Source organism: Verrucosispora sp. WMMA2121 (assembly GCF_027460185.1).
In the GTDB taxonomy this organism is placed as follows: domain Bacteria; phylum Actinomycetota; class Actinomycetes; order Mycobacteriales; family Micromonosporaceae; genus Micromonospora; species Micromonospora palythoicola.
Genome location: NZ_JAPZBH010000006.1, coordinates 3511748 through 3535421, shown reverse-complemented (window position 1 = coordinate 3535421; position 23674 = coordinate 3511748). Strand labels below are relative to the sequence as shown.

The window sequence follows — 23674 nt, the reverse complement described above, 5'->3', positions numbered from 1 at the left end:
ACGCTCGCTCATGCCCTCGCCTCCGCCTGGTGCACGTGCTGGTCGATCCACCGCTGGAACGTGTCCCGGTCCCGGCTGATCTCGTCCCAGGACACGTAGAAGGCGTTGTCCCGCACCGAGTAGTCCTGGGCGTAGGAGGGGTGGGCACCGCCGGGGACGTGCGCCACGGCGGTGACCGCCCAGCCGGGCAGCACGACCTGGCCCGGCACCGGGGTCAACTCGTCGACGATCTCCTCGACGGTGACCAGGGACCGGCGGGCGGCCAGCACCGCCTCCTTCTGCACGCCGGTGATGCCCCACATCTGCACGTTGCCGGCGCGGTCGGCGCGCTGGGCGTGCACCACCGTCACGTCCGGGTTCAGCGCCGGGACCGCGGTCAGCGTCTCCCCGGTGAACGGGCAGTCGATGCTGCGGATGTTGCCGGTGTGCCGGGGCAGGTCGGTGCCGGTGTAGCCGCGCAGCACGGCGAACGGCAGGCCGGAGGCACCGGCGACATAGCGGTTGGCCATCCCGGCGTGGCTGTGCTCCTCCAGCTCCAGCGGGACGGGCCAGGAGTTCTGCACGGCGTCGCGGAAGCGGTGCAGGGACCCCACACCGGGGTTGCCGCCCCAGGAGAAGACCAGGCGGCGGGCGCAGCCCGCGCCGATGAGCTGGTCGTAGACGACGTCGGGGGTCATCCGCACCAGGGTCAGGTCGCGCCGCTCCTGCCGGATGATCTCGTGGCCGGCGGCGAACGGGATCAGGTGGGTGAATCCCTCGAGGGCCACCGTGTCCCCGTCGCGGACCAGTTCCGCGACGCCGTCGGCGAGCGGGACGAGCTTCGCCATGGGCCTCCCTGCCTCCTGTGTCGAACGCCCACCGAAGGTGTTCGGTATGCGGACCGGCGTACTTATCTCGAACGTAATCCGCCTCGGTGACGTTCGTCAACGCGTCCCGGCCGACCGCCCTTTCGGGCCCGACCGATTGCAGAAATGTTGCGGCGATCCGTTGACGCGGGTCGGGTACCGTGCAAATGTCCTTGATGAGAACGCTTGTTCGGCAAGCGAACAAGCGACGCGCGACCGGCCCGGGTCACCGCCGGGGCCGCCGCACGTGTCAGGCGTGACCGGACCATCCGCCGGCCATCCGCCCGTGGCTGTCCCACCTGCGGCGCAAGGAGGATCACCATGCCCCTGCTCGACACCGATACCTGGCACGGCCGGATCTACAGCGATGGTTGGGTACGGTCGGCCGGCGGCACCGCCGCCGTCCGCGCCCCCGCCACCGGCGAGGAAATCGGCCAGGTCGGCGTGGCGGACGCCGACGACGTCGCGCGGGCCAGCGCCCGGGCCGCCGCGGCGCAGCGGGCCTGGGCCGCCGCCAGCTACACCGAGCGGGCCGCCGTGCTGCGCCGGGCCGGCGCGTTGTGGGAGCAGCACGCCGCCGAGGTCGGCGACTGGGTGGTCCGCGAGTCCGGGTCGATCCCGCCGAAGGGCGTCCTGGAGACCGGCACCGCCGCGCAGGAGTGCTACGAGGCCGCGACCCTGCCCTCGCAGTCGCTCGGTGAGATCATCCCGAGTGCTCAGCCCCGACTGAGCCTGGCCCGCCGGCTACCCGTCGGCGTGGTGGGCGTCATCTCGCCGTTCAACGCTCCGCTGATCCTGGCGATCCGCTCGGTCGCCCCGGCGCTGGCGCTGGGCAACGCGGTGGTGCTCAAGCCGGACCTGCGCACGGCGGTGTGCGGCGGCCTGGCCATCGCCCGGGTCTTCGAGGAGGCGGGGCTGCCCGAGGGCCTGCTGCACGTGCTGCCGGGCGGAGTCGCCACCGGCGAGGCGCTGGTGGCCGACCCGCGCGTACGCGTGATCAGCTTCACCGGGTCGTCCGCCGCGGGCCGCAAGGTCGGTGAGGCCGCAGCGCGGCACCTGAAGCGGGCGCACCTGGAGCTGGGCGGCAACTCCGCCCTGGTGGTGCTCGACGACGCGGACCTCGACCTCGCCGTCTCGGCCGGCGCCTGGGGTTCCTTCCTGCACCAGGGGCAGATCTGCATGACCACCGGCCGGCACCTGGTGCACGAGAGTGTCGCCGAACGGTACGTCACCGAGTTGGCCGCCAAGGCCGACCACCTGCCGGTCGGTGACCCCGCCAAGGAGCAGGTGGCGCTCGGGCCGATCATCGACGAGGCGCAGCGCGACAAGATCCACTCGCTGGTCACGTCGAGCGTGGACGCGGGCGCCCGGTTGGCCGCCGGCGGCAGCTACGACGGGCTGTTCTACCGGCCCACCGTGCTCGCCGACGTCACCCCGGACACCCCGGCGTACGCGCAGGAGGTCTTCGGCCCGGTCGCCCCGGTGCTCACCTTCGGCGACCTGGACGAGGCGGCGGCGCTTGCCGGCGCCAGCGAGTACGGTCTGTCGCTGGGCATCCTCAGCCGCGACGTGATGAAGGCGATGGCGTTGGCCGAGCGCATCCCCAGCGGCATCGTGCACATCAACGACCAGACCGTCAGCGACGAGGCGGTGGCCCCGTTCGGCGGGGTCGGCGCCTCCGGCACCGGCTCCCGGTTCGGCGGGCCGGCGGCGAACATCGAGGCGTTCACCGAGACGCAGTGGCTCACCGTGCAGGGTGACATCACCCGCTACCCGTTCTAGGCCGTCGGCACCGCCGTCGGAACCAAGGAGGCATGGATGCGTACCCAGGTCGGCATCATCGGAGCGGGACCGGCCGGTCTCATGCTGTCGCACCTGCTGCACCGGCACGGCATCGACTCGGTGGTGCTGGAGAGCCGCAGCCGGGAGTACGTGGAGCACCGGTTGCGCGCCGGCGTGCTCGAACAGGGCTCGGTCGACCTGCTGCGCGACACCGGCCTGGGGGCCCGGCTGGACCGGGAGGGGCTGCGGCACGAGGGCATCGAGCTGCGCTTCGACGGCGAGTCGCACCGGGTGCCGATGACCGAGCTGACCGGCCGGGCGATCACCGTGTACGGCCAGCAGGAGGTGGTCAAGGACCTGATCGCCGCCCGGCTGGCGGCGGGCGGGACGATCCTGTTCGAGGCACCCGCCGACCGGTTGTCCGGACTGGACACCGCCCCGGTGGTCCACTTTCGGCATCAGGACCGGGCCGAGGAGCTGCACTGCGACTTCGTGGTCGGCTGCGACGGCTACCACGGGATCAGCCGGCCGGCCGTGCCCGAGGGGGTGCTCACCACCTACGAGCGCACCTACCCGTTCGCCTGGCTGGGCGTCCTCGCCGCCGCCCCGCCCGCCGTGGAGGAGCTGATCTACGCCCACCACGAGCGCGGTTTCGCCCTGTACAGCATGCGCTCACCGCAGATCTCCCGGCTGTACCTCCAGGTACCGGCCGACGAGGACATCGCCGACTGGCCGGACGAGCGGATCTGGGCCGAGTTGCGTACCCGGTTGGAGACGGTGCCGAACTGGACGCTCAACGAGGGGCCGGTGCTGGAGAAGTCGATCACTCCGCTGCGCAGCCTGGTGGTCGAGCCGATGCAGTGGCAGCGGCTGTACCTGGCCGGCGACGCGGTGCACATCGTGCCGCCGACGGGGGCCAAAGGCATGAACCTGGCCCTCGCCGACGTCGCGCTGCTCGGTGACGCCTTCGCCGCCTGGTACGGCGACGGCAGCACCGAACTGCTGGACGGCTACTCGCGTACCGCACTGCGGCGGGTGTGGCGGGCGCAGCAGTTCTCCTGGTGGATGACCTCGATGCTGCACCGGCTCAACGCCGACGACCCGTACGAGGCGAAGCTCCAGTCGGCGACCCTGCGCTACGTCACCACGTCTCCGGCGTACGCCACCAGCCTCGCCGAGAACTACGTCGGCCTGCCCGAGGTGTGAGGGAGAGGCCCTTCAACGTCTCAGGAGTGCGCGTTCGACGTCTCAGGAGTGCGCGGCAGCCTTGCGCGCGAGGATGAGCCGGAAACGGGGGCTGCCGTCGCGGTGCGTGCCCAGGGCGGGCAAGACGGCGTCCGTCGCGGTGAAGCCGGCCGCCGTCAGGTCGGCACAGAGCGCGGGCAACGGCGCGCTGTGGTAGTACATGACGAACGGCGGGCGCCAGACGACGTTGCGTACCCGCATGACCAGGTCGAATCCGCGCGTCATCCAGTGCGACACCGAGGTGAGCGGTGCCGTGCCGATCGGGATGGCGAAGAGTCCGCCGGGCCGCAGCGCCCGGTACACCCCGGCGAAGAGCGCGGGCCGTTCGGTCGGCAGGAAGTGTCCGAGCGCTCCGGCGCTGACCGCGAGGTCGAAGCCCGCGGCGAACGGCAGCGCCCGAGCGTCGGCCCGGACCCAGGTGGCATCCGGGTACGCGCGGCGGGCCTGGGCGAGCATTCCGGCGCTGAAGTCGACGCCGGTGATCCCTCCGGAACACAGGGACCGGAGCACCCGCATGCCCGCGCCGGTACCGCAGCACACGTCCAGGCCGTGCGCGAACGACCCGAGTTCGGACAGCGCCTCGACGGTCGCGTCGAGCACGCTTTCCGGCGTACGGAAGGGCGTGTGGTCGAACTTCGGCGCCAGCAGGTCGTAGCCGCGCTCGACCGAGGAGAGCGCCTGGACGCACAGCTCCCGCAGCGACGGGCCTTGTGGCGAGAACACCGGCCGAGGGTACCTGCCGACCGTCACCCGCTCCGGCCGAAGTCGGGCCGTACCGCAGTTCGTCAGCTGCGGTTCGCGGTCACGTAGTCGAGGGAGACGGTGAATTTCTCGACCGGGTCGCCGAGGATCATCCACGGCCACTCGGTGACCATGCCGTCCAGCAGTGCGAACGCGTGCCAGGCCGCGTCGAACTCGTCGGCCAGTTCGAAGGCCATCGCGAATGTCGCAACTCGGGGTGCCCAGCCCGGGCCGGCAGGGATGTAATCCGGGTGGAAGATGGAGTTCTCCGCCGCGGCGAGCAGCTCCGTCCGGACCTCGTCCGAGACGATGTAATCGTTGGCCTCCGCTCGTTCGGTGCGGGCCCACTTCTCGATGTGGGCGACGGCCACCAGCTCATGCAGGAGACTGTTGGGTCCGGCCGCAGCGGCAGCACCCCGGGCGAAGTCGAACATCTGCTCATGACTACCGGACCATTTGGCGCACAGGTACTGCAGCCGCTGCTCGTGCGCGACGAGGTGCCCGGGGTGCAGTCGAGTCACCGCGTCGAACCGCTGCTGAGCCTCGACCGCACCGATGCCCAGCCCGCGGGAACTGGTCACCAGCCACGCCCACGCCGTCACGTTGTCCGGTTCGCGGGCGATCACCTGCTGCAACGTCGCCTCGGCGTAGTGCAACCGCTCGTGGAATCCTCTGAACTGCTCGGCACTTGTGTACTTGGCCAGTTTGCCGCCGCGTGCCTCCCACGCCCAGTGCACCGCGTGACAACCGGCTACCAGCAGCGGCAGCGTCGACTCCGGTTCGGCGTCGATCCATTCGCCGATCCAGTCCTGAATCCCGTCGACCCCGCCGACGGCCTCCATCAGGAAGGCCAGTTCGTCCGAGTCGGCTGCCATGGTGAGCAGCTCCCGGGCCCACTTCCACTTGCGCTTCTCCAGCGCCCGGATCAGGGCCTTGCGGTGCGGGTCACCGTAGGTCGGGTCCAGGACCGGCTCCGTCGGGTGCTTCTTGAACGGCCACATGCCAACCCAACCTCCGTGTCGTGCGCCGCACCGGCCGCCGATCCTAAACGATCAAGGTTGGGCGCAACGACGTCGGAGTCGCGGGAACCAGCACGGCCCGCCGTCCGACTAGGTGATCGAGCGGCGGGCATCCGGGCGACGGCAGGCAGCACTGACCCGAAGGGCACGGGCCAGGTCCGCAGCATGACCTCCTCACCCGATCGGAACACGCATGTCTCTGACCGAATTGTCCGACGAGTCCGCGCCGGACTCCCTCCCCGGCCCGTTACCCGCCCGATCACCACGGCGCGCCGCGCCGCTGGCGGCGTTGCTGCTGCGCCTGCACTTCTACGCCGGTGTCCTGGTCGCCCCGTTCCTGGTGGTCGCCGCGCTGACCGGCCTGGCGTACACGGTCACGCCGCAGCTGGATCAGCTTCTCTACGGCGACCAGCTCACCGTCGCCAGCGTCGGCGACCAACCGAGGTCGTTGGCCGACCAGGTCACCGCGGCCCGGAACGCCCACCCGGCCGGCGATCTGGTGTCGGTGGCCCCGGGTACCGGCGACCAGACGACCCGGGTCGTCTTCGCCCTTGAAGAGTTGGGCGAGAAGCAGCACACCGTCTACGTCGACCCGTACACGGGTGCGGTACAGGGGCAGCTCACCACCTGGTTCGGCTCCACCCCCGCCACCACCTGGCTCGACGACCTGCACCGCAACCTGCACCTGGGCGACCTCGGACGGCACTATTCCGAGATCGCCGCCAGTTGGCTGTGGGTACTGGCGCTCGGCGGCATCATCCTGTGGTGGCGTCGCCGGAACAACGGACGTGGTCGCGCCAGGCACCTGCTGGTTCCGGACCTGTCCGCCGCCAAGGGGGTACGGCGGACGCGGAGCTGGCACGCCACCACCGGCGTCTGGCTCGCCGTCGGGTTGCTGTTCCTCGCGGCCACCGGGCTGACCTGGTCCCGCTTCGCCGGTGCGAACTTCGGCGCCGGGTTGGACGCGCTCGACGCCCGGCGGCCCGTGCTGTCCACCACGTTGGACGGTGCGCCGAGCCCCGGTGGCGGCGAGCACCAGCACGGCGGCGCGGCACCGTCGGCGGCAGCCGATCCGGCCACCTTCGACCAGGTCCTGGCGGTGGCCCGCGACGCGGGCCTGTCCGGGCCGGTCGAGATCAGCCCGGGCACGCCCGGCACCGCCTGGGCGGTCGCCCAGACCGACAACGTCTGGCCGGTGCGGTTCGACCAGGTCGCCGTCGACCCGGACAGCAACACGGTGACCGCCCGCAACGACTACGCCGACTGGTCCCTGCTGGCCAAGCTCAGCGCCCTGGGCGTACAGGCGCACATGGGGCTGCTCTTCGGCGTGGTCAACCAGATCCTGCTGGCCGCGCTGGCCGTCGGTCTGCTCTGCGTCATCGTGTGGGGCTACCGGATGTGGTGGCAGCGCCGCCCGACCCGGGCCGACCGACGCGCCCCGGTCGGCACGCCACCGGCGCGTGGCGGCCTGCGCGGTCTGCCCTGGTGGGCGGTGCTGCTCGGGGTGCCGGTGATCGTCGCGGTCGGCTGGGCGCTGCCCTGGTTCGGCATCCCGCTGCTCGGCTTCCTCGTGGCCGACGTCGTCGTCGGCGTGTTCGCCCGCCGACGTGCCGGCCGCCGAGGCGATCCCGCCTCGACCTCGGCCGGGTGACCTCGATGCCGTTCCGGCGGGACGCTCGCCCTCCGGACGTCGACGTTCCGCTGGAACGGTGTCGATCGTGGATTCACCCGCTTCGGGGCATGGCGCGCGGCGGCGTTACGGGGTAGAAACATCTCGTCCCCGTTTCTTCACACCGTGATACAAGTCAGCCTGATGAGAGAGCGCTCTCACACGCCCTGGTCCATCGTGTCGTCGGGTCCGCCATCGACCGGCCCGACGGGAAGGACGAACGCATGCCGACCCCACCACCACAGCGGCGACTCGGTCGAGCACTGGCCTTCGGGTTGGTGCTGACCACCGCCGCGGTCGCCACGAACACCCCGGTCAGCGCGGGCCCGCCCCGACCGACCGGCCCCACCTTCGGTCCCAACGTCACGATCTTCGACCCGAGCATGCCGGTCAGCCAGATCCAGGCGACCCTCGACGCGGCGCACGCCGCACAGGTCGACAACGAGATGGGCACCACCCGGCACGCCTACCTGTTCCGGCCCGGCCACTACGGCACCGCCGAGCAGCCACTCCAGATCAAGGTGGGCTACTACACCGAGATCTCCGGCCTGGGCGCCTCCCCCACCGACGTGGTCATCAACGGCAAGATCGAGGCGTACAACCGCTGCTTGACCGAGGGCGGCACGGCCAACTGCATCGCGCTCGTCAACTTCTGGCGCACGCTGAGCAACCTGTCGCTGCGCATCAACGCCACCGGCCAGGACGACTGCCGTGCCTCGGCGAACTTCTGGGCGGTGTCCCAGGCCGTGTCGATGCGCCGGCTCGACATCAGCGGCGGCGGCCTGTCCCTGATGGACTACTGCACCAACGGGCCGCAGTACGCCAGTGGCGGCTTCATCGCCGACTCCCGGCTACCGGCCACCACCAACGGCTCACAGCAGCAGTGGCTGACCCGCAACAGTGAGGTCGAGAGCTGGTCCAACGCGGTGTGGAACCAGGTGTTCGCCGGGGTGGTCGGCGCGCCCGACGACGCCGGGTTCCCCGACCCGCCGTACACCACGCTGGACACCACCCCGCTGAGCCGGGAGAAGCCGTACCTGTTCGTCGACGCCAGGGGCAAGTACCAGGTCCGGGTGCCGGCTGTGCGCCGCGACACGCGGGGCATCACCTGGGGTACCCGGATGACGCCGGGACGGACCATCCCGATCAGCGACTTCTTCGTCGCCCGGCCGTCCGACCCGGTGCACGTCATCAACCGGGAACTCGCCCGGGGGCGGCACCTGCTGCTCACCCCCGGGGTGTACGACGTGGCCCGCAGCATCGAGGTCCGCCGGCCCGACACGATCGTGCTCGGCATCGGGCACGCCACCCTCACCGCGGTCGACGGCGCGGTACCGCTGAACGTCGCCGGGGTGCCCGGCGTGGTCGTCGCCGGGGTCACCATCGACGCCGGCCTGAAGGAATCGCCGGTGCTGCTGCGGGTCGGCCGCGAGCACGGCCGCAACCACAGCACCCCGCGCAACCCGATCACGCTGTCCGACGTGTACTTCCGGGTCGGCGGCCCGCACATCGGCAAGACGGACACCGCGCTGGAGGTCAACAGCGACCACGTGCTGATCGACCACACCTGGGTGTGGCGGGGCGACCACGGTGTCGAGGGCTTCACCGAAGGCGTCAACGGCGACACCGACCGCTGGCGGACCAACACCGGTCGCTACGGGGTCGTCGTCAACGGCGACCACGTCACCGCCACCGGCCTGTTCGTCGAGCACTTCCAGCGGTACAACACCGTGTGGAACGGTGAGCACGGCACCACGATCCTCTACCAGAACGAGCTGCCGTACGACCCGCCCACCCAGGCGGACTGGCACAACGGCACGGTCAACGGGTGGGCCGGCTACAAGGTCGGCGACCGGGTCCGCCACCACACCCTGCACGGCGGCGGGGTGTACGTGTTCAACCAGAACAACCCGTCGATCCGCACCGAGAACGGCTTCGAGGTGCCGGTGCGACCCGGCATCCGGCTGCACCACATCATGACGGTGAACCTCAGCGCGGGCACCATCGACCACGTGGTCAACGGTGTCGGCGAGGCGGCCGGCATGGACCGGGTCGGCGCTCCGGTCTACCTGGAGCAGTACCCGTAGCACCGCGGGCGGGGGCCGGCGGCTCGCCGGTCCCCGCCGACGTGGTTCAGTCCACCACCGGGCTGCGGCGCTCCAGCAGGACGACGTCGCGCCAGCGGCCGTGGTGGCGGCCCACCCGCTCGCGGGTGCCGACCGTCCGGAACCCGGCCCGCCGGTGCAGCGCCAGGCTGGCGGTGTTCTCCGGGAAGACACCGGACTGGATCGTCCAGATGCCCGCGGCGTCGGTCGACTCGATCAGCGCGTCGAGCAGCAAGCGGGCCACTCCCCGCCCCTGCGCGGCCGGGTCGACGTAGACGGAGTGCTCCACCACTCCGGCATAGACCGCCCGGGCGGAGGTGGGCGACACGGCGATCCAGCCGATCAGCGTCCCGCCCCCGTCGACCGCGACCAGCCGATGCGCCGGCAGCCGGCCGGCGTCGAAGGCGGCCCAGGTCGGTGCGACGGTCTCGAAGCTGGCGTTGCCGCCGTCCAGCCCGGCCTGGTAGATCGCCAGTACCCGGTCGGCGTCGTCCGCCGTCATCGGGCGCAGCCGCACCTCGGCCCCCGCCGGCTCGTCTCGGGTCATGGTCGAATCGTAGGCGAGGGCGCGGGACAGCCCGTACAGCGATCGGAACCGCACCGCCATCTCGGCCAAACCGGTCGCGGATCGAAGCACCACTCGCCGGTCAGGCCCGACCCGGCGACCGCTGCGGGTCACCGCACTAGCTTCCGGGCCCCCGCCGGTAGCGCTCGCTGTGGCAGCCCAGTCGACGCGAGCGGAGCCGCCGGGCGGTACGCACCCGGCCGGTGGATGCATCCGGCCTCCCGGACGAGTCGCGCTCCCCCTCGGCCACGTCGACGACGGTGTCGAAGGTGCTGGTGAAGCGCTGCCGTAGCGACGGCGGCAACGGTGCCCGGCTCACGCAGTGACGCAGCCTGGGCAGCGTCCTCCGGCCCCGGGCGGCGTCGAGCAGGGCCGCGTACATCGCCGACGTGCCGTGGAACACGGTGACCTCCTCGCGCACCATGAGATCCAGCGCCGCCGGGCCGGTGAAGCGGCTGAGCAGCACCAGGGTCGCTCCCGCCCGGAAGGTGCCGGTCAACGTGACGGCCTGACCGAACCGGCCGCCCAACGGCAGACAGCCGAGCACCACGTCGGTGCCGTCCGGCTCGACGGCCGGATCGACGTCGGGGTCCGCGAACGTGACGGTGCCGCCGGGTGGGGTGTCGCAGAGGTCCTCCAACCGGGGTACGGCGGACGGGGCCCGGCCCGGACCGACCGTGAGCAGCGGGACGCCGGCCCGTACGCTGATCCGCCGCCCGGCGGCCAGGTGCGAGGTGTGGCAGACCAGCAGCCGCGCCTCCCGGGCCAGGTGGACGGCCTGCGGACCGACCGGCACACCGACCGGTACGGCGACCGCCCCGGCGGCGAGGGCACCGAAGTAGACCCGGGGGAAATCCACCACGTTCGGCGCGAGCAGGGCCACCGCGTCACCGCCGCGCACCCCGGCGGCCCGCAGCCCGGCGCCGTAACAGCGGGCCTCCAACCACAGTTCGGCGTACGTGACCCGGACCCGGCCGTCGACGACGGCGACCGTGTCGGCGTGCCGGTCGGCGGAGCCGGCCAGCACGGTCGCCGGGGAGAGCGCGGTCATCGGGGCGGGTCCGCGTACAGCCGGCTGACCGTCTCGGCCACGCAGACCGGCTTGCCGCCGCCGTCGCCCTCCACGGTCACCGTGGCCACCAGTTGAGCCCCGCCCTCGAACGGGCTGACCTGGTCGATGGTGGCGACGACCCGCACCGAGCTGCCGACGCGTACGGGTGCGGGGAACCGGACCCGGTTGAGGCCGTAGTTGACCCCCATCCGCACCCCGTCCACCCGGTACAGGCGGCCGACCAGCGCGGGCAGCAGGGCGAGGGTCAGGTAGCCGTGGGCGATGGTGCCGCCGAACGGCCCGGCCGCCGCCCGTTCCTGGTCGAGGTGGATCCACTGATGGTCGTCGGTGGCGTCGGCGAACAGGTCGACCCGACGCTGGTCGATGGGGAACCACGGACCGGGGCCGAGTCGTTCGCCGACCGCGCCGGCCAACTCGTCGAGGCTGGCGAAGCTTCTCATCCCAGGTGCCCTCCGAGCTTCGTGTACCCGCGCAGCAGGTCGCGGGCGATGATCAGGCGCTGCATCTCGTCGGTGCCCTCGAAGATCCGGTACAGCCGCACCTGCCGGTACCAGCGTTCGATCGGCAGCTCGCGGGTGTAGCCCATCCCGCCGTGGATCTGCATGACCCGGTCGACCACCCGGTTGACCATGCCGGCACCGTAGAGCTTCGCCATCGAGGAGGCGTGCCTCGGGTCCAGGCCGGCGTCGACCGTCCAGGCGGCCCGCAGGATCAGCCAGCGGGCCGCCTCCAGCTCGGTCTCCGAGTCGGCGATCATCCACTGGATGGCCTGGTTGGTGCCGATCTTCGACCCGAAGGTCTCCCGGGTGTTGGCGTGGTCGATGGCCATCCGCAGCGCGCGTTCGGCGATGCCGACGGCGTGCGACGGGATGGTGTAGCGCCCCTTGCCGATCCACTGCATCGCCAGGGTGAAACCCTGCCCGATCTCGCCGAGGATGTTGCGGTGCGGCACCCGTACGTCGTCGAAGAACAGCGACGCGGGCCCGCCCTCGCCCATGGTGGGGATGAACTCCGACCGCCAGCCCATCGCCCGGTCCACCAGGAACGCGGTCGCCCCGCCGTCGCGGGCCCCCCGCTCGGGGTCGGTGACCGCGATGACGATGGCGAAGTCGGCCTCGTTGCCGCCGGTGATGAAGGTCTTCTCACCGTTGAGGATCCAGTCGTCGCCGTCGCGCCGGGCCCGGAACCGGATGTTCGCCGCGTCCGAGCCGGCACCCGGCTCGGTGATGGCGAAGCAGGAGTTGCGCTCCCCCTCGATGGTGGGCAGCAGGAACTCCTGCCGCTGCTCGGCGGTGGCGTGGAACAGGATGTTGTCCGCCTCGCCACCGAAGCGGAACGGCACGAAACTGCGGCCGATCTCGGTCCAGATCAGCGACTGCACGACGGCGGGCAGGTCCATGCCGCCGTACTCCTGCGGTGTGGCCAGCCCCCAGAAGCCGAACTTGCGGGCCTTGAGCTGCAACTCCCTCAGCTCGGCGCGTTCCAGGCCGGGCTGGTGGGCCCGCTCCCGGCGCAGCAGCTCCTGCTCCAGCGGCATGACCTCGCGGGTGATGAAGTCACGGGCGGTGTCGCGGATGGCCCGTTCCTCGTCGGACAGCCCGAAGTCCATGTGCTCACGGTTCCTCTCGCGGGTTCAGAAGGCGTTGACGCCGGTGAGCGCCCGCCCGATGAGTAACTGCTGGATCTGGCTGGTGCCCTCGTAGAGGGTGGCGACGCGGGCGTCGCGCAGGTACTTGCCGACCGGGTACTCGTCGATGTAGCCGTATCCGCCGAAGACCTGGATGGCGTCGTTCGCCGCGCGGACGGCGGCCTCGCTGGCGAACAGCTTGGCCATCGACGCCTCGGTGGCGAACGGCTGGCCCCGGTCGATCAGGTCGGCGACCCGCCAGACCAGCAGCCGCGCGGCGGCGGTGTCGACCGCGATGCCGGCGAGCAGTTGCTGCACGAGCTGGTGGCCGGCGATCGGCTTGCCGAACTGCGTACGTTTTCCGGCGTAGTCGACGGCGGCGTCCAGGCAGCCCTGGGCGATGCCGACGCAGCCGGCGGCGACCGACATGCGTCCCTTGGCGAGGGTGGCCAGCGCCAGCTTGAAGCCGGCGCCGCACTCGCCGAGGCGGGCGGTGTCGGGCACCCGGACGGCGTCGAGGACGAGTTCGGCGGTGGCCTGCCCGCGCAGGCCGAGCTTGCCCTTGATCTCCGACCGGGCGAGGCCGGGGCTGTCGGTCGGCACCAGGAACGCGGTGACGCCCCGGTGGCCCGGGCCGCCGGTACGGGCGAAGAGCAGCGCCACGTCGGCGGTGGTGCCGTTGGTGATGAACGTCTTGCGGCCGGTGAGCAGCCAGTCGTCGCCGTTGCGGACCGCCCGGGTGTTCAGCGCCGCCGCGTCCGAGCCGCTGTCCGGTTCGGTGAGGGCGAAGCAGCCGAGCGCGGTGCCGGAGCAGAGCGGCGGCAACCACCGTTCGCGCTGTTCCGGGGTGCCGTGGGTGGCGATCGACTTGGCGACCAGGCCGAGCGAGACCGACACGATGCCCCGGACGGCGGAGTCGCCTCGGCCGAGTTCCTCGAGCACCAGGCAGTACGCGAGGTGGTCGCCGCCGGAGCCGCCGTACTCCTCGGCGATGGTGAGGCCGAGGAAGCCGACCTCGCCGAGCTTGCCGACGATGCCGGGGTCGACCGCCTCGCGTCGGTCCCAGGCCGTCGCGTGCGGCACCACCTCGCGGTTGACGAAGTCGGCGGCGAGCGAACGGACCGCGACCTGCTCGGCCGAGAGGTGAAGGTCCATGGCAATAAACTAGCGGTGCAAGTTTTATGCTGTCCAGACCCCGGTGTGGCAAAGTTCCCCGCGAGCCACCCACCCGAAGGAGGACGCCCATGCCCCGGCCGCGACAGGCCCTGCTCAGCCGGGAGCGGATCGTCGAGGCCGCCGCCGCGCTGATCGACGCCGAAGGGCTCGACGCGTTCTCCACCCGCCGGCTCGCCGCCGCGCTCGGCGTACGCGGGCCCTCGCTGTACAACCACTTCGCCACCAAGGACGAGATCCTCGACGCGGTGGCGGACAGCATCACCGGCCAGGTCGACGTGTCGTACTTCGGCGAGGTCGACTGGCGCGAGGCGCTGCGCCGCTGGGGTCACTCCTACCGGGCCGCCCTCGCCGCCCATCCGAACATCGTGCCGCACCTGGCCCGGGGTCCGGGTCGACGCCCGGCGGCACTGGCCATGGCCGACGCCGTCTACGGCGGGCTGGTCGCGGCGGGCTGGCCACCCGCCCGGGCGACGCACATCGGCGCGCTGATGCGCTACTTCGTGACGGGTTCGGCGCTCGGGTCGTTCGCCCGGGGCTTCGTGGAGGACCCGGGCCTCTACGCGGAGCAGTACCCGCACCTCAGCCAGGCCCACCGCCTGGCCGAACACCAGCAGCAGGTCGACGAGGGCGCCTTCGCGCTGGGCCTGGAGGCACTGCTCGACGGGCTGTCGCACACCTACGAACGCGTGGTCGGCCCGCTGCCGCCCCTCCCGCCGGGCGGTCCGGCGTACTAGAGTCCAAACTTGCACCGCTAGTTTTGGTCGAGGTGAGGAGCCCATGGAATCCGTACGGACCGACTTCTACCTCGACGGACACTGGGTACGCGCGGAGGGCGGGCCGCCGCTGGAGGTGCACAATCCGACGACCGAGGAGGTCATCGGCACCGTCCCGGCCGGCACGGCCGAAGATGTCGACCGGGCCGTGGCCGCCGCGCGGGCCGCCTTCGAGGGCTGGGCGGCGACCGACCCCGCCGACCGGGCCGCCCACCTCGACCGGCTGCACGCCGCCCTGACCGCCCGCGCCGACGACATCGCGCACACCGTCGCCGCCGAACTCGGCACCCCGCTGAAGGTCGCCACCCGCGTCCAGGCCGGGCTGCCGCTCACCGTGCTGCGCAGCTACGTCGACCTGGCCGCGCACCCGCCCGCGCCGCAGACCGTGGGCAACTCCCTGGTGGTACGCGAACCCGTCGGCGTGGTCGGCGCGATCACCCCGTGGAACTACCCGCTGCACCAGATCGTCGCCAAGCTCGCGCCCGCCCTGGCCGCCGGCTGCACGCTGGTGCTGAAGCCGAGCGAACTGACCCCGCTCACGGCGTACCTGCTCTTCGACGCCATCGACGAAGCCGGCCTGCCACCCGGCGTGGTCAACCTGGTCACCGGCACCGGGCCGGTGGTCGGCGAGGCCCTCGCCGGGCATCCCGACGTGGACCTGGTCTCCTTCACCGGCTCCACCGCCACCGGCCGGCGGATCACCCACCTGACCGCCGACCGGATCGCCCGGGTGTCGCTGGAACTGGGCGGCAAGTCGGCGAACGTGATCCTCGACGACGCCGACCTGGCCGGCGCGGTCAAGGTGGGCGTCGGCAACGCCTTCCTCAACTCGGGGCAGACCTGCACCGCGTGGACCCGGATGCTGGTGCACCGGGACCGCTACGACGAGGCCCTCGACCTGGCCGCCAAGGCCACCGACGGCTACCGGCTCGGTGACCCGCTCGACCCGGCCACCCGGCTCGGCCCGCTGGTCTCCGCCCAGCAGCGGGACCGGGTACGCGACCACATCACCCGGGGCCTGGCCGACGGCGGCCGGCTGGTGGCCGGTGGCCCGGACGCCCCCGTCCCGCAGCGGGGCTGGTTCGTCGCCCCGACCGTCATCGCCGACGTCGACCCGGACAGCGCCCTCGCGCAGGAGGAGATCTTCGGGCCGGTGCTGGCGGTCATCCCGGTGGACGACGACGACCACGCGGTGCGGGTCGCCAACAACTCCCGCTACGGGCTGGCCGGCGCGGTCTGGTCCGGCGACGAGGACCGGGCGTTGCGGGTGGCGCGCCGGCTGCGTACCGGGGCCGTCGACATCAACGGCGCACCGTTCAACCCGCTCGCCCCGTTCGGCGGCTACAAGCAGTCCGGCGTCGGCCGTGAGCTGGGCGTGCACGGGCTGGAGGAGTTCTGCGAAGTGAAGGCGATCCAACGGTGAGGGGCCTGGTGGTCCGGGGCGTCGGCACGCCGACCCGGGTGGAACCTGTCGAGCTGCCCGCCACCGGCTCCGGGCAGGTGCGGGTGGCGGTCCGGGCGGCCGGCGTCTGCCACTCCGACCTGTCCATGGTCGACGGCACCATCGCCGCGCCGTACCCGCTGCTGCTCGGCCACGAGGCCGCGGGCGTGGTGGTCGAGGTCGGCGCCGACGTCGACCGGATCGCCGTCGGCGACCACGTGGTGCTCGACTGGGCTCCTCCGTGCCGGTCCTGCTGGTACTGCGGGCACGGCGAACCGTGGCTCTGCGAACGCTCCGGCACCCCCGCCGCCTCCCTCGGGCACACCATCGACGGCGAGCCGCTGCACGTCACCCTCGGCCTCGGCGCACTGGCCGAGCAGGTGGTGGTGCCACAGCAGGCCGTCGTCGCCGTACCGCCGGACCTGCCCTTCCCCACCGCCGCGCTGCTCGGCTGCGCGGTGCTCACCGGCGTCGGCGCGATCCGCCGTACCGCCGACGTCCGGCCCGGCGACTCGGTCGCCGTCATCGGTCTCGGCGGCGTCGGCCTCTCCGCGGTCGCCGCCGCCCGCGCCGCCGATGCCGCGCGCGTCATCGCGGTCGACGTGGCACCCGCCAAGGCCGAGCTGGCGCACGCCGCCGGCGCCACCGACTTCCTGCTCGCCGACGACACCCTCAGCCGCGCGGTACGGTCGCTCACCGACGGCCGGGGAGTCGACCACGCGGTCGAGTGCGTCGGCCGGGCCGCCACCATCCGCGCCGCCTGGCGGGCCACCCGGCGCGGCGGGCAGGTCATCGTGGTCGGCATGGGCGGCAAGGACGACATGGTCGCCCTCAGCGCCCTGGAGATCTTCCACTCGGCCCGCACCCTGCGCTCCTCGGTGTACGGCTCCTCCGACCCCGACCGGGACGTGCCCGAGCTGGCCCGCGCGGTGCTCGACGGCACCCTCGACCTCGACTTCCTGGTCACCGACCGGATCACCCTCGACGACGCACCGGGGGCGCTGGCCCGGATGGCCCGGGGCGAAGGCGCCCGCACGGTGGTCCTGTTCGACTGAGCCGCCCCGGTCTGCCAGCGGCATCCCCGCTCCGAGCATCGAGGGCGTTATCGAGTGTCGTGACAGGTCGGTGCCCTGCCACCTGTAGCGAACTTCCCTGGCCCGGCACAGACACCTTCTCCGGCGACCTGGAGATCTTCCGTCAGTACGTGTCGCCCCAGTAGGTGTCCGTGCTGGCGTTCACCACGTCCTCCAGCGTACGAAGACCGGTGGGAAAGATGTTGAGCTGCCGCAGGTCGACGAGGTTGCACCAGCGCATGCCCTGCTGGCCCTCGTCGGAGACATCGTCTGCGGCCAGGTAATCGGCGGACAGCTCCGACTTGAGTTCCGCCAGAAAGTAGAACTCGATCTTATGTTGATCGCGCCCTTTCCCTGCCAGTTCGTGGCGTGCGTGGATGTACTCACGAACGAAGAGCAGGCGCCCTGGCGTCACGTCCGCACCGATCTCCTCCTGGCATTCACGCACCAACGTCTCGGTAAGCGTCTCGCCGTACTGCTGCCGACCGCCGGGCAGCGAGTACCAGACCCCGAGCCCCATCTTGCGGTCCACATACTTGAGCAGGAGCACCCTGTCGCCGTCGAGGATGACAGCCTTGGCGGAGTTTTCGAGCCGGCTCTCGGCACTCGTCATGTCGTCGCTTCCAATCCCGCTGCCTCGATTATGTCCTGAAACGTGTGCGGAGGTGGGTCGTCGTGCCAGCCATTCATCGCCAAGCGGTCGAGCAGCGCTCGCTTGAGATCGATGATCGCCATGAGCGGCTCACCGAACCGCGGATCCAGAACGTCCAGGCCGAGCGCGATCTCACGCCAAAGGGCATCGGCCTCCCGGTAGCACTCCCGCATGATGCCACCCGACACCAGCATCTCCAACATGGCGCTGTGCGTCTCGTTCAGCTCAGGATCGCCGGCCAGCGCACGGTTGAGCACACCAGCATCCCTGCCATGACTGTCGATGACCTCCTGCGCCCGGGTCCAAAGCCTGCTGATCAAACGGCGCAGGTCCGCCTTGATCATCGGCTCAGCGAGCCCCTTGGCGACCGGGTAGCTCACCAGCCCAGTGACAGTGTCCTCGAACAGGTCTGCCAGTTCGTCCACCCGCTGTCTCAACCGGCGCATGTCGCGGAGCTCGTCGGCCAACCCGTCCGGCACAGGCTCCCCGAGAAAGGCAAGCAGTCCGAGTAGGCCAGACGAGTAGAAGCCAGAGCCGAGGTGTCGAGACCTGACATCCATCCGATACCAGTTGACGAGGCTCTCGCCGTCTTCGAGCGGTGCCTGGTCGAAGCGGACGGCGTAGTTGTCGTACATGGACTGCACGATCTCCGCCGTCACCCCGGCCATCACCGGTAGCGCCCGAACGCCTGCTGGTGTGAGGGACGCCTCGTGGACCATCGTCAGCAGGCTGGTCACCGAAAGGCACATTGTCGAGTTGACGTCGGCAAGCAGCAAGGCCGGGTCGCGGATGCTGTAGGAAGCCGAAAGGTCGAGGTGGCGATCCATGTTGTTGAGGATGAGGGTCTGACCCAGTGCGTAGATCTTCAGGTACTCGGCCAACACCCCTGGATCGGCACCGATCCGCGCACCAACCGCCGCCGCCGGCATCGTTTGCCGGAACAGCAACTCTGGATCAAGGGCATCCTGATACAGCCGGGACATCCGGGGAAACGTGAAATCCATAGTGCGTAGCTGGCTAATGGCCATCAAGATCGGGCGACCGTATTGGGCGAGAAGTTCGACCGTCGCCCGGAAGTCGTAGCCGGCGGGGTCAGTACCCGCAGAGAAACGCCTCACCCGCCCGCTCCCACTGACCGCTTCCGTTGCGCCCTCCGCAGTACCTCCCACGTGAACTCCATCTGCAAGAGGAAGTAGATCAGCGCGAGCACCGCTGACAGCAGAGGCGTCCAGGAGATGTCTGTTCCATACGTGATGAGACGGTCGGCGCCGACAGCGACGTACGCGGCGTTGAGCGATCCGATCACCACTGAAGTGAGTGCTGCGGCCTTCAGCTTGCGCCGACTCTCCAGGTATGGGTTGGTCGACCCCCACACCGGTTTCCAGCCTTCGGGAAACTCCGCGGCAAGCGCGTGCAGGTACAGGCTTCGCAGCCGGTTTACCTGGTGTTTCGCTTCGGTCTGCACCCGATCGGTGACGACATAGGCCCGCAGGACGATCGTGTTCAACACCCCGGCTACCACTGCCGCCGCATAGATGATCGGTAGCCGCAACACCGTGCCGACCTGGCCCACCGAAGAGATCAATTTCGCGGACACCAGGGCACCAGCGACCAGCACCGGAAAAGCCAGGATGCGGAGACTGAGCTTGTAGAGATCCCTTTCGGCGTCCTTGTAGTCGTTGTGCAGGATGAACGCCTGCTCGAAGTCGGTCAACAACATCTTGCGGGCGGTCTCTACGTCGATGCCCCCGGGTCGCGTCCGCGCTGGCGGTGTGGTGCGAGCCTCCGCATTCTTGGGCGTCAGCGCCTGCTTGATCACCTGGCGCAGACGATCGCGGCGTTCGTGAGTAGGCACGGGTGATCGCCACCTCCCCAGGGTCACGTGCTGCGCATTATCGCGTCAGACGTGGCATCAGGGAAACGGCTCCGCAGAGACGACAAATGCCGACGGAAGACTATCGCGATCGAGGGCGGTTCTGCGGTCAGTGCACTTCGCCGCGCTACGGTGACGGTCATGCCGCGCTACCTGAAGGTCGTCTACCTCCTAATCCTGCTCGCCCTCGTAGTCTTGGGCTTCGCCTGGGACGCGTCCCTCGGCCTTAAGATCCTGGTTGGTGCGGTGGCGGTAATCCCTGTTGTGGTAGCTGATTTCGTCCTCAGGCACCGGCGGAGCGGGTCGCCCAACGCATAGCCGAAATGCACGGCGGCTGTCCCACCTCCGGTCATCGCGCTCACCAGCGCGCCGCCAACCCGTCGGCCGCCGACCCCACACCTCGGTGGAGCAGCCGTTCGGCAACTCGACCGGGATTCGTCTGGCCCCCGTCGAGCCGCAATCCCCGAGTCTCAACCCCTGTCCCACCCTGTCGGCCCTGCGATGAGGATCAGTCGGTTACGGACCTGGCCGAGGGACAGGAATGGTGCCGTCACTGGTCAGCCCACCCCGAGGGCCACGGCGAGTTGCGTGACCATGGTTGGGGCGCGCGGGTCATGGGCGATCTCGGCGAGTAGATCGCGGGCTGCGGGCCGGTGACGGATCTCTGCCGGTGCGGTGCGTTCGGCTTCGATAAGCACCCGGGCGGCATGTGTCGCCTCGTCGGCGTGGAGGTGGGCGCGGGCGACGTCGAGCAGGTGCGCGGCGCGGTGTTCTGGGGGTAGCCACTCCCATCCGGGTCGCTTGGTGGCCTTCTGGTGCCAGGCGATCGCAGCACGGGCGTCGCCGGATTCGACGGCTGCGGCGGAACGCGCCAGGGCGACGGCTGTGGGTCCGAACCCGGTGTGGTGATGGTCGTGCCCGTCGCCGACCCGTTCGGCCATGCTGGCGGCCTCGTCGATCAGCTCGGTGGCAGCCGGCTCGTTTCCGTGCTGTGCGGCTGCCAGCGCGGCCTGGATGAGCAGGGTTCCGCACAGGGACAGCTCCGCCGGTGTGCCACTCTCGATCACGGGTGGGGCGATCCGGTACGCGGCGGCGAGCATCACCGATTTCGCCGCCCGCGTACGCCCCGACATCCGCAGCACCTGACCGAGTTGAACGGCGGCGGCTGCCACCAGTTCCGGGTCACCTGTGGCAGCGAGCATCGCCCGGTCGGTGGCCAGCCAGGCCAGCTCGGCCTCGCCGAGCTTGACCAGTAGGGCGGCCGTGATCCGGTACGCCTCCACCAGCGGCGTTCGACCCGTGACCGGGGCTTGGGCGTAGGTGCGCTGTGCATTGGTGAGCAGGTCCGGTGCCATGTCGATCACCTGCTGGTAGCGGGCGTACTGAAAGGTCGTCCACGCGTGCCCCACCTCCCGCAGCATCTGGTCCGCCGGTAACACCGGCCGCAGGCCCGCCGGCATGCCCAACGGAATCTCGTACCGGGACAACGCAGCCCTGATCCGGTCGACACCCTCGGTGCGACGCGTCGCGTCGGCCGGCGCGGTGTTCCCGCCGAGCAGGGCGGCGGTATCGATACGTAGCACGTGGGCGATCTCCTGGAGAGTGGAGAGCCTGTCCAGCGACCGGACTCCGCGCTCAACCTTGTCGACCCAGCTCTTCGACTTGCCGAGCCGGTCGGCGAACATCTGCTGCGACAGCTTCCGCCGCCCCCGCCAGTACGCCACCCGCCGCCCAACCGGCAACAGCTCAACGCCCTCCACGACGCCACCGCCGGTCCGGTATCGCCCGGGTGATCTCCTCCGCCGGGATCCGCTCCGCCTCAGCCTCGGCGAGAAGCCGCCGCTTGGCCGCTTCCCGCTCGGCTGCCTGGATCTGCTCGCCCCGGCTTACCCCTGACTCGTCGCCGTCACCCTGCATCCCCACCTCCATCGGCAGACCTGCGGCGGCAAACCTGCCGGCGCAGGTCCACAGTGACGTCCTGATGTCACCGAGCGCGACGGCACAAAGCCCGACAACTAGGCCACATTGGTGGCGACATTAAGGCGACACAGCGCTATCGTGTCGGTCATGAACGCCCCCAACACCGCCCTGCGAACCATCCGCATCGGAATGCGGATGAGCCAGGACGACTTCGCCCGCGCGCTCCAGGCCGCCGGCCATCGCGTCGGCGAGCCCAACGACGCCAACAAGAGGCTCGTCCAACGATGGGAGTCCGGCGCGATCGCCGCGCCCAGACCCGTCTACGCCCGCGCGCTGGAGGTCGTCACCGGCCTACCCATCTCGCTGCTGGGCTTCGCCTCGGTCCCCGGCAGGCAGGTCGCCGACGACCAACACGGCGGCCACGACCTGACATCTCCCATGTCCAGCCTGGCCACACCGACGCCGACCTCACGGCCGACCACCGCCCACAAGTCATACGAGGGGGTCTGGCTCAGCCGGTACCAGTACTACTCAAGCGGCCGGGGGGACTCGTTCGCAGGGCAGCACTTTGTCGTGGTGCTTCAGCACGGCGACCGGCTGACCGCACGAAGCCTGCCCGGCTCGGCAGCTTCATCTCTGTCCATGGACCTGACTGTGGACGGCTCCGTCATCACCGGCACCTGGGTGGAGCAGACCAACCCAGCCGGCTACTACCGGGGCGCCCGCTATCACGGCGCGATCCAACTCCTGGCCGAACCCACCGGTCGGCGGATGGCCGGAAAGTGGGTCGGGTTCGGCAAGGACATGGACGTGAACACCGGTCCGTGGGAACTCATCTTCCGCGACGCCTCAACCTCCAAGGCCACACTCGACCGGTACAACACGACGGCAACGTAGTGCGCTGCTGGTCCAGGATTCACATGGTCGTGCGGACGCTGCTGCCGTCATCGAACCATGACGGAGCGGTGTAGAGGTCGGCGACTTCGGCTACCGGCACCTTGGCCACCACCATGCCGACCCGCCGCGGCTGGTTCGATATCCGCCAGTCGACCACCATCTGAGCCTGCTCATCAGCTTCTGCGTCAACCAAGATGTTGAAGAGCAAATGGTTGTCCTCTTCGCTGTAGGCGTCTGCCGCCAGTTCCAAGACCCCACCAGACCGCAGGGTCACGATCCACCGGCTAGGGACGCCCGCAGCAAACTCCACGGCAGCAGACAGTAGCTGCATCCTGTCCACAGGTCGACTCGTCCGCCGCTCGCCAGACCAACCCCCGGGTGTAGCGACTGACCTGCTGTTTCTTGGTGCTGCTGGTTGTCGTCGTTCAGGGCTGGTCGGATCAGGTGCCATCCGACGTCATCCGGCCTGATGACGTTCGTGTCTGCGTAGTTCTGTCGGCATGTTCGCTGTGACTTCGCCGCTGCACTTCCCGCGGGTGCCTGGTCCACCCCATGAAGCGGCGGTGTAGCGCTCCGGCTGGTGCCCAGGGCATGTCCTCGGCCGCCTGCACGAGATAGCCGCCCAGGTAGAGGGCCAGCGACACCGGCGCATCCGCGTACTCCGCGCGTAGCTCCCGCCGTCGGGTCGGACACGGCCACGGCAGGTCACAGCCGCCGCAGCTCCAGATCGGCAACACCGGCCCGTGCGTGGTCACCGCACACCGCCCAGGAACCGGGCGACGCTCGCACGCGCCTGCCGGCTTGTCGCCCAATCCACCTGCCAGCAGGGGTACGGGGCCAGCCGTGACCACCACGCCCGACAGCCGACACACATCCCGTCGAGCCCTCGGACATGCACAGCGAGGATCGTCTGCTCCGGACCGACGATCACTGCTCACTCTCCTGCGGCCAGTGACCCCGGTTGATGGGGATGCGATGCCGGGCACGACACGGCAGGTCGGCTCCGCAGCGACAGACGCGCCGCCAGAGCTGCCAGGACCAGACCGGCCGATGCCGTCGGGCGAAGGTCAACGCGGTGGCCGACAGGTACTCGTCGTACGAGACGCGTCGCCTGCTCGGAGGCGACATGTCAGGAGCACCTGCCCGCGCTGGGTTCACCGGTGGCGCCATGTCGTGCGTTGATCCCGCATCGTCGGCGC

The 23674-nt window shown here is 70.5% G+C and carries 23 protein-coding genes and 2 pseudogenes; 9 read left to right on the top strand and 16 right to left on the bottom strand.

The features are described from left to right. Positions 1 to 8: 8 nt before the first annotated feature. The gene (locus O7605_RS24815) at positions 9 to 827 is read right to left on the bottom strand and encodes a CoA transferase subunit A (RefSeq protein ID WP_269741389.1); all 819 of its coding nucleotides are present in this window, start codon (positions 825 to 827) and stop codon (positions 9 to 11) included. Positions 828 to 1166: 339 nt separating this feature from the next. On the opposite strand from O7605_RS24815, the gene O7605_RS24810 reads away from it, so the two are divergent. Next, positions 1167 to 2627, top strand: coding sequence for a benzaldehyde dehydrogenase (locus O7605_RS24810; RefSeq protein ID WP_269741388.1), 1461 nt, complete (start codon positions 1167 to 1169; stop codon positions 2625 to 2627). Between the two features lie 36 nt (positions 2628 to 2663). Then, entirely contained in the window at positions 2664 to 3833 is a 1170-nt protein-coding gene (locus O7605_RS24805; RefSeq protein WP_269741387.1) for a 4-hydroxybenzoate 3-monooxygenase, read from the top strand. A 42-nt stretch (positions 3834 to 3875) separates the two neighbouring features. Here O7605_RS24805 and O7605_RS24800 read toward each other — a convergent pair whose 3' ends face one another. Both O7605_RS24800 and O7605_RS24795 read right to left on the bottom strand, forming a co-directional pair. Further along, positions 3876 to 4595 (bottom strand): class I SAM-dependent methyltransferase, encoded by a 720-nt coding sequence (locus O7605_RS24800; RefSeq protein WP_269741386.1) that lies wholly within the window; start codon positions 4593 to 4595, stop codon positions 3876 to 3878. A 62-nt stretch (positions 4596 to 4657) separates the two neighbouring features. Beyond that, complete coding sequence (locus tag O7605_RS24795; protein ID WP_269741385.1) at positions 4658 to 5614, bottom strand: DUF4034 domain-containing protein; 957 nt, start codon at positions 5612 to 5614, stop codon at positions 4658 to 4660. Between the two features lie 211 nt (positions 5615 to 5825). On the opposite strand from O7605_RS24795, the gene O7605_RS24790 reads away from it, so the two are divergent. Together O7605_RS24790 and O7605_RS24785 are read left to right on the top strand one after the other, a co-directional pair. Then, positions 5826 to 7283 (top strand): PepSY-associated TM helix domain-containing protein, encoded by a 1458-nt coding sequence (locus tag O7605_RS24790; RefSeq protein ID WP_269741384.1) that lies wholly within the window; start codon positions 5826 to 5828, stop codon positions 7281 to 7283. Positions 7284 to 7525: 242 nt separating this feature from the next. Further along, positions 7526 to 9388, top strand: coding sequence for an adenylyl cyclase (locus O7605_RS24785; RefSeq protein ID WP_269741383.1), 1863 nt, complete (start codon positions 7526 to 7528; stop codon positions 9386 to 9388). Positions 9389 to 9434: 46 nt separating this feature from the next. Here the strand turns inward: O7605_RS24785 and O7605_RS24780 are convergent, their stop codons facing one another. The 5 genes from O7605_RS24780 to O7605_RS24760 all read right to left on the bottom strand — a co-directional run bounded on the left by O7605_RS24780 (position 9435) and on the right by O7605_RS24760 (position 13825). After that, complete coding sequence (locus O7605_RS24780) at positions 9435 to 9953, bottom strand: GNAT family N-acetyltransferase (protein ID WP_269741382.1); 519 nt, start codon at positions 9951 to 9953, stop codon at positions 9435 to 9437. Positions 9954 to 10089: 136 nt separating this feature from the next. Beyond that, positions 10090 to 11022 (bottom strand): AMP-binding protein, encoded by a 933-nt coding sequence (locus tag O7605_RS24775; protein WP_269741381.1) that lies wholly within the window; start codon positions 11020 to 11022, stop codon positions 10090 to 10092. After that, positions 11019 to 11483: a MaoC family dehydratase gene (locus O7605_RS24770; RefSeq protein ID WP_269741380.1), complete on the bottom strand. Its 465-nt coding sequence runs from the start codon at positions 11481 to 11483 to the stop codon at positions 11019 to 11021. Before O7605_RS24770 ends, O7605_RS24775 begins: the two co-directional genes overlap by 4 nt. Further along, the gene (locus O7605_RS24765) at positions 11480 to 12652 is read right to left on the bottom strand and encodes an acyl-CoA dehydrogenase family protein (protein ID WP_269741379.1); all 1173 of its coding nucleotides are present in this window, start codon (positions 12650 to 12652) and stop codon (positions 11480 to 11482) included. Before O7605_RS24765 ends, O7605_RS24770 begins: the two co-directional genes overlap by 4 nt. Positions 12653 to 12676: 24 nt before the next feature. Continuing rightward, on the bottom strand, positions 12677 to 13825 hold the full coding sequence (locus O7605_RS24760) for an acyl-CoA dehydrogenase family protein (RefSeq protein ID WP_269741378.1): 1149 nt from the start codon (positions 13823 to 13825) through the stop codon (positions 12677 to 12679). Between the two features lie 89 nt (positions 13826 to 13914). On the opposite strand from O7605_RS24760, the gene O7605_RS24755 reads away from it, so the two are divergent. The 3 genes from O7605_RS24755 to O7605_RS24745 are packed head-to-tail and all read left to right on the top strand — an operon-like array spanning position 13915 to position 17115. Beyond that, positions 13915 to 14580 carry a TetR/AcrR family transcriptional regulator gene (locus O7605_RS24755; protein WP_269741377.1) on the top strand — a complete coding sequence of 222 codons (666 nt, stop codon included), beginning with the start codon at positions 13915 to 13917 and terminating at the stop codon, positions 14578 to 14580. A gap of 43 nt (positions 14581 to 14623) precedes the next feature. After that, entirely contained in the window at positions 14624 to 16042 is a 1419-nt protein-coding gene (locus tag O7605_RS24750; protein ID WP_269741376.1) for an aldehyde dehydrogenase family protein, read from the top strand. After that, positions 16039 to 17115: an alcohol dehydrogenase catalytic domain-containing protein gene (locus O7605_RS24745; RefSeq protein WP_269741375.1), complete on the top strand. Its 1077-nt coding sequence runs from the start codon at positions 16039 to 16041 to the stop codon at positions 17113 to 17115. The genes O7605_RS24750 and O7605_RS24745 overlap by 4 nt, the downstream gene beginning before the upstream one ends. Positions 17116 to 17257: 142 nt before the next feature. Here O7605_RS24745 and O7605_RS24740 read toward each other — a convergent pair whose 3' ends face one another. From O7605_RS24740 to O7605_RS24730, 3 genes are read right to left on the bottom strand one after another with little or no spacing between them, the layout of a single operon-like run. Beyond that, positions 17258 to 17746: an NUDIX domain-containing protein gene (locus tag O7605_RS24740; RefSeq protein WP_269741374.1), complete on the bottom strand. Its 489-nt coding sequence runs from the start codon at positions 17744 to 17746 to the stop codon at positions 17258 to 17260. Then, positions 17743 to 18903: a hypothetical protein gene (locus tag O7605_RS24735; RefSeq protein WP_269741373.1), complete on the bottom strand. Its 1161-nt coding sequence runs from the start codon at positions 18901 to 18903 to the stop codon at positions 17743 to 17745. The genes O7605_RS24740 and O7605_RS24735 overlap by 4 nt, the downstream gene beginning before the upstream one ends. After that, positions 18900 to 19604: a hypothetical protein gene (locus O7605_RS24730; RefSeq protein ID WP_269741372.1), complete on the bottom strand. Its 705-nt coding sequence runs from the start codon at positions 19602 to 19604 to the stop codon at positions 18900 to 18902. The genes O7605_RS24735 and O7605_RS24730 overlap by 4 nt, the downstream gene beginning before the upstream one ends. Before the next feature lie 195 nt (positions 19605 to 19799). Here O7605_RS24730 and O7605_RS24725 point away from each other — a divergent pair, with 195 nt between their 5' ends. Further along, positions 19800 to 19976 carry a hypothetical protein gene (locus O7605_RS24725; RefSeq protein WP_269741371.1) on the top strand — a complete coding sequence of 59 codons (177 nt, stop codon included), beginning with the start codon at positions 19800 to 19802 and terminating at the stop codon, positions 19974 to 19976. A 239-nt stretch (positions 19977 to 20215) separates the two neighbouring features. On the opposite strand, the gene O7605_RS24720 is transcribed toward O7605_RS24725, so the two are convergent. Both O7605_RS24720 and O7605_RS24715 read right to left on the bottom strand, forming a co-directional pair. After that, positions 20216 to 21418 (bottom strand): helix-turn-helix domain-containing protein, encoded by a 1203-nt coding sequence (locus O7605_RS24720; RefSeq protein WP_269741370.1) that lies wholly within the window; start codon positions 21416 to 21418, stop codon positions 20216 to 20218. After that, positions 21405 to 21575: a hypothetical protein gene (locus O7605_RS24715; RefSeq protein ID WP_269741369.1), complete on the bottom strand. Its 171-nt coding sequence runs from the start codon at positions 21573 to 21575 to the stop codon at positions 21405 to 21407. Before O7605_RS24715 ends, O7605_RS24720 begins: the two co-directional genes overlap by 14 nt. A 150-nt stretch (positions 21576 to 21725) precedes the next feature. On the opposite strand from O7605_RS24715, the gene O7605_RS24710 reads away from it, so the two are divergent. Further along, positions 21726 to 22475 (top strand): helix-turn-helix domain-containing protein, encoded by a 750-nt coding sequence (locus O7605_RS24710; RefSeq protein WP_269741368.1) that lies wholly within the window; start codon positions 21726 to 21728, stop codon positions 22473 to 22475. A gap of 19 nt (positions 22476 to 22494) precedes the next feature. Here O7605_RS24710 and O7605_RS24705 read toward each other — a convergent pair whose 3' ends face one another. The 3 genes and pseudogenes from O7605_RS24705 to O7605_RS31975 form a co-directional block, all read right to left on the bottom strand. After that, positions 22495 to 22785 (bottom strand): hypothetical protein, encoded by a 291-nt coding sequence (locus O7605_RS24705; protein ID WP_269741367.1) that lies wholly within the window; start codon positions 22783 to 22785, stop codon positions 22495 to 22497. 147 nt (positions 22786 to 22932) lie between these two features. Continuing rightward, positions 22933 to 23230 (bottom strand): annotated as a pseudogene (locus tag O7605_RS31980) (hypothetical protein). Further along, positions 23227 to 23574 (bottom strand): annotated as a pseudogene (locus O7605_RS31975) (hypothetical protein); the annotation flags it as partial. The pseudogenes O7605_RS31975 and O7605_RS31980, both read right to left, overlap by 4 nt. Positions 23575 to 23674 lie beyond the last annotated feature (100 nt).

Coding starts and splice junctions, on each gene's coding strand:
- O7605_RS24750 (WP_269741376.1), top strand. CDS start 14,624: ATGGAATCCGTACGGACCGACTTCTACCTCGACGGACACTGGGTACGC.
- O7605_RS24755 (WP_269741377.1), top strand. CDS start 13,915: ATGCCCCGGCCGCGACAGGCCCTGCTCAGCCGGGAGCGGATCGTCGAG.
- O7605_RS24725 (WP_269741371.1), top strand. CDS start 19,800: ATGCCGCGCTACCTGAAGGTCGTCTACCTCCTAATCCTGCTCGCCCTC.
- O7605_RS24795 (WP_269741385.1), bottom strand. CDS start 5,614: ATGTGGCCGTTCAAGAAGCACCCGACGGAGCCGGTCCTGGACCCGACC.
- O7605_RS24810 (WP_269741388.1), top strand. CDS start 1,167: ATGCCCCTGCTCGACACCGATACCTGGCACGGCCGGATCTACAGCGAT.
- O7605_RS24770 (WP_269741380.1), bottom strand. CDS start 11,483: ATGAGAAGCTTCGCCAGCCTCGACGAGTTGGCCGGCGCGGTCGGCGAA.
- O7605_RS24790 (WP_269741384.1), top strand. CDS start 5,826: ATGTCTCTGACCGAATTGTCCGACGAGTCCGCGCCGGACTCCCTCCCC.
- O7605_RS24710 (WP_269741368.1), top strand. CDS start 21,726: ATGAACGCCCCCAACACCGCCCTGCGAACCATCCGCATCGGAATGCGG.
- O7605_RS24815 (WP_269741389.1), bottom strand. CDS start 827: ATGGCGAAGCTCGTCCCGCTCGCCGACGGCGTCGCGGAACTGGTCCGC.
- O7605_RS24740 (WP_269741374.1), bottom strand. CDS start 17,746: ATGACGAGTGCCGAGAGCCGGCTCGAAAACTCCGCCAAGGCTGTCATC.
- O7605_RS24775 (WP_269741381.1), bottom strand. CDS start 11,022: ATGACCGCGCTCTCCCCGGCGACCGTGCTGGCCGGCTCCGCCGACCGG.
- O7605_RS24760 (WP_269741378.1), bottom strand. CDS start 13,825: ATGGACCTTCACCTCTCGGCCGAGCAGGTCGCGGTCCGTTCGCTCGCC.
- O7605_RS24765 (WP_269741379.1), bottom strand. CDS start 12,652: ATGGACTTCGGGCTGTCCGACGAGGAACGGGCCATCCGCGACACCGCC.
- O7605_RS24780 (WP_269741382.1), bottom strand. CDS start 9,953: ATGACCCGAGACGAGCCGGCGGGGGCCGAGGTGCGGCTGCGCCCGATG.
- O7605_RS24805 (WP_269741387.1), top strand. CDS start 2,664: ATGCGTACCCAGGTCGGCATCATCGGAGCGGGACCGGCCGGTCTCATG.
- O7605_RS24715 (WP_269741369.1), bottom strand. CDS start 21,575: ATGCAGGGTGACGGCGACGAGTCAGGGGTAAGCCGGGGCGAGCAGATC.
- O7605_RS24785 (WP_269741383.1), top strand. CDS start 7,526: ATGCCGACCCCACCACCACAGCGGCGACTCGGTCGAGCACTGGCCTTC.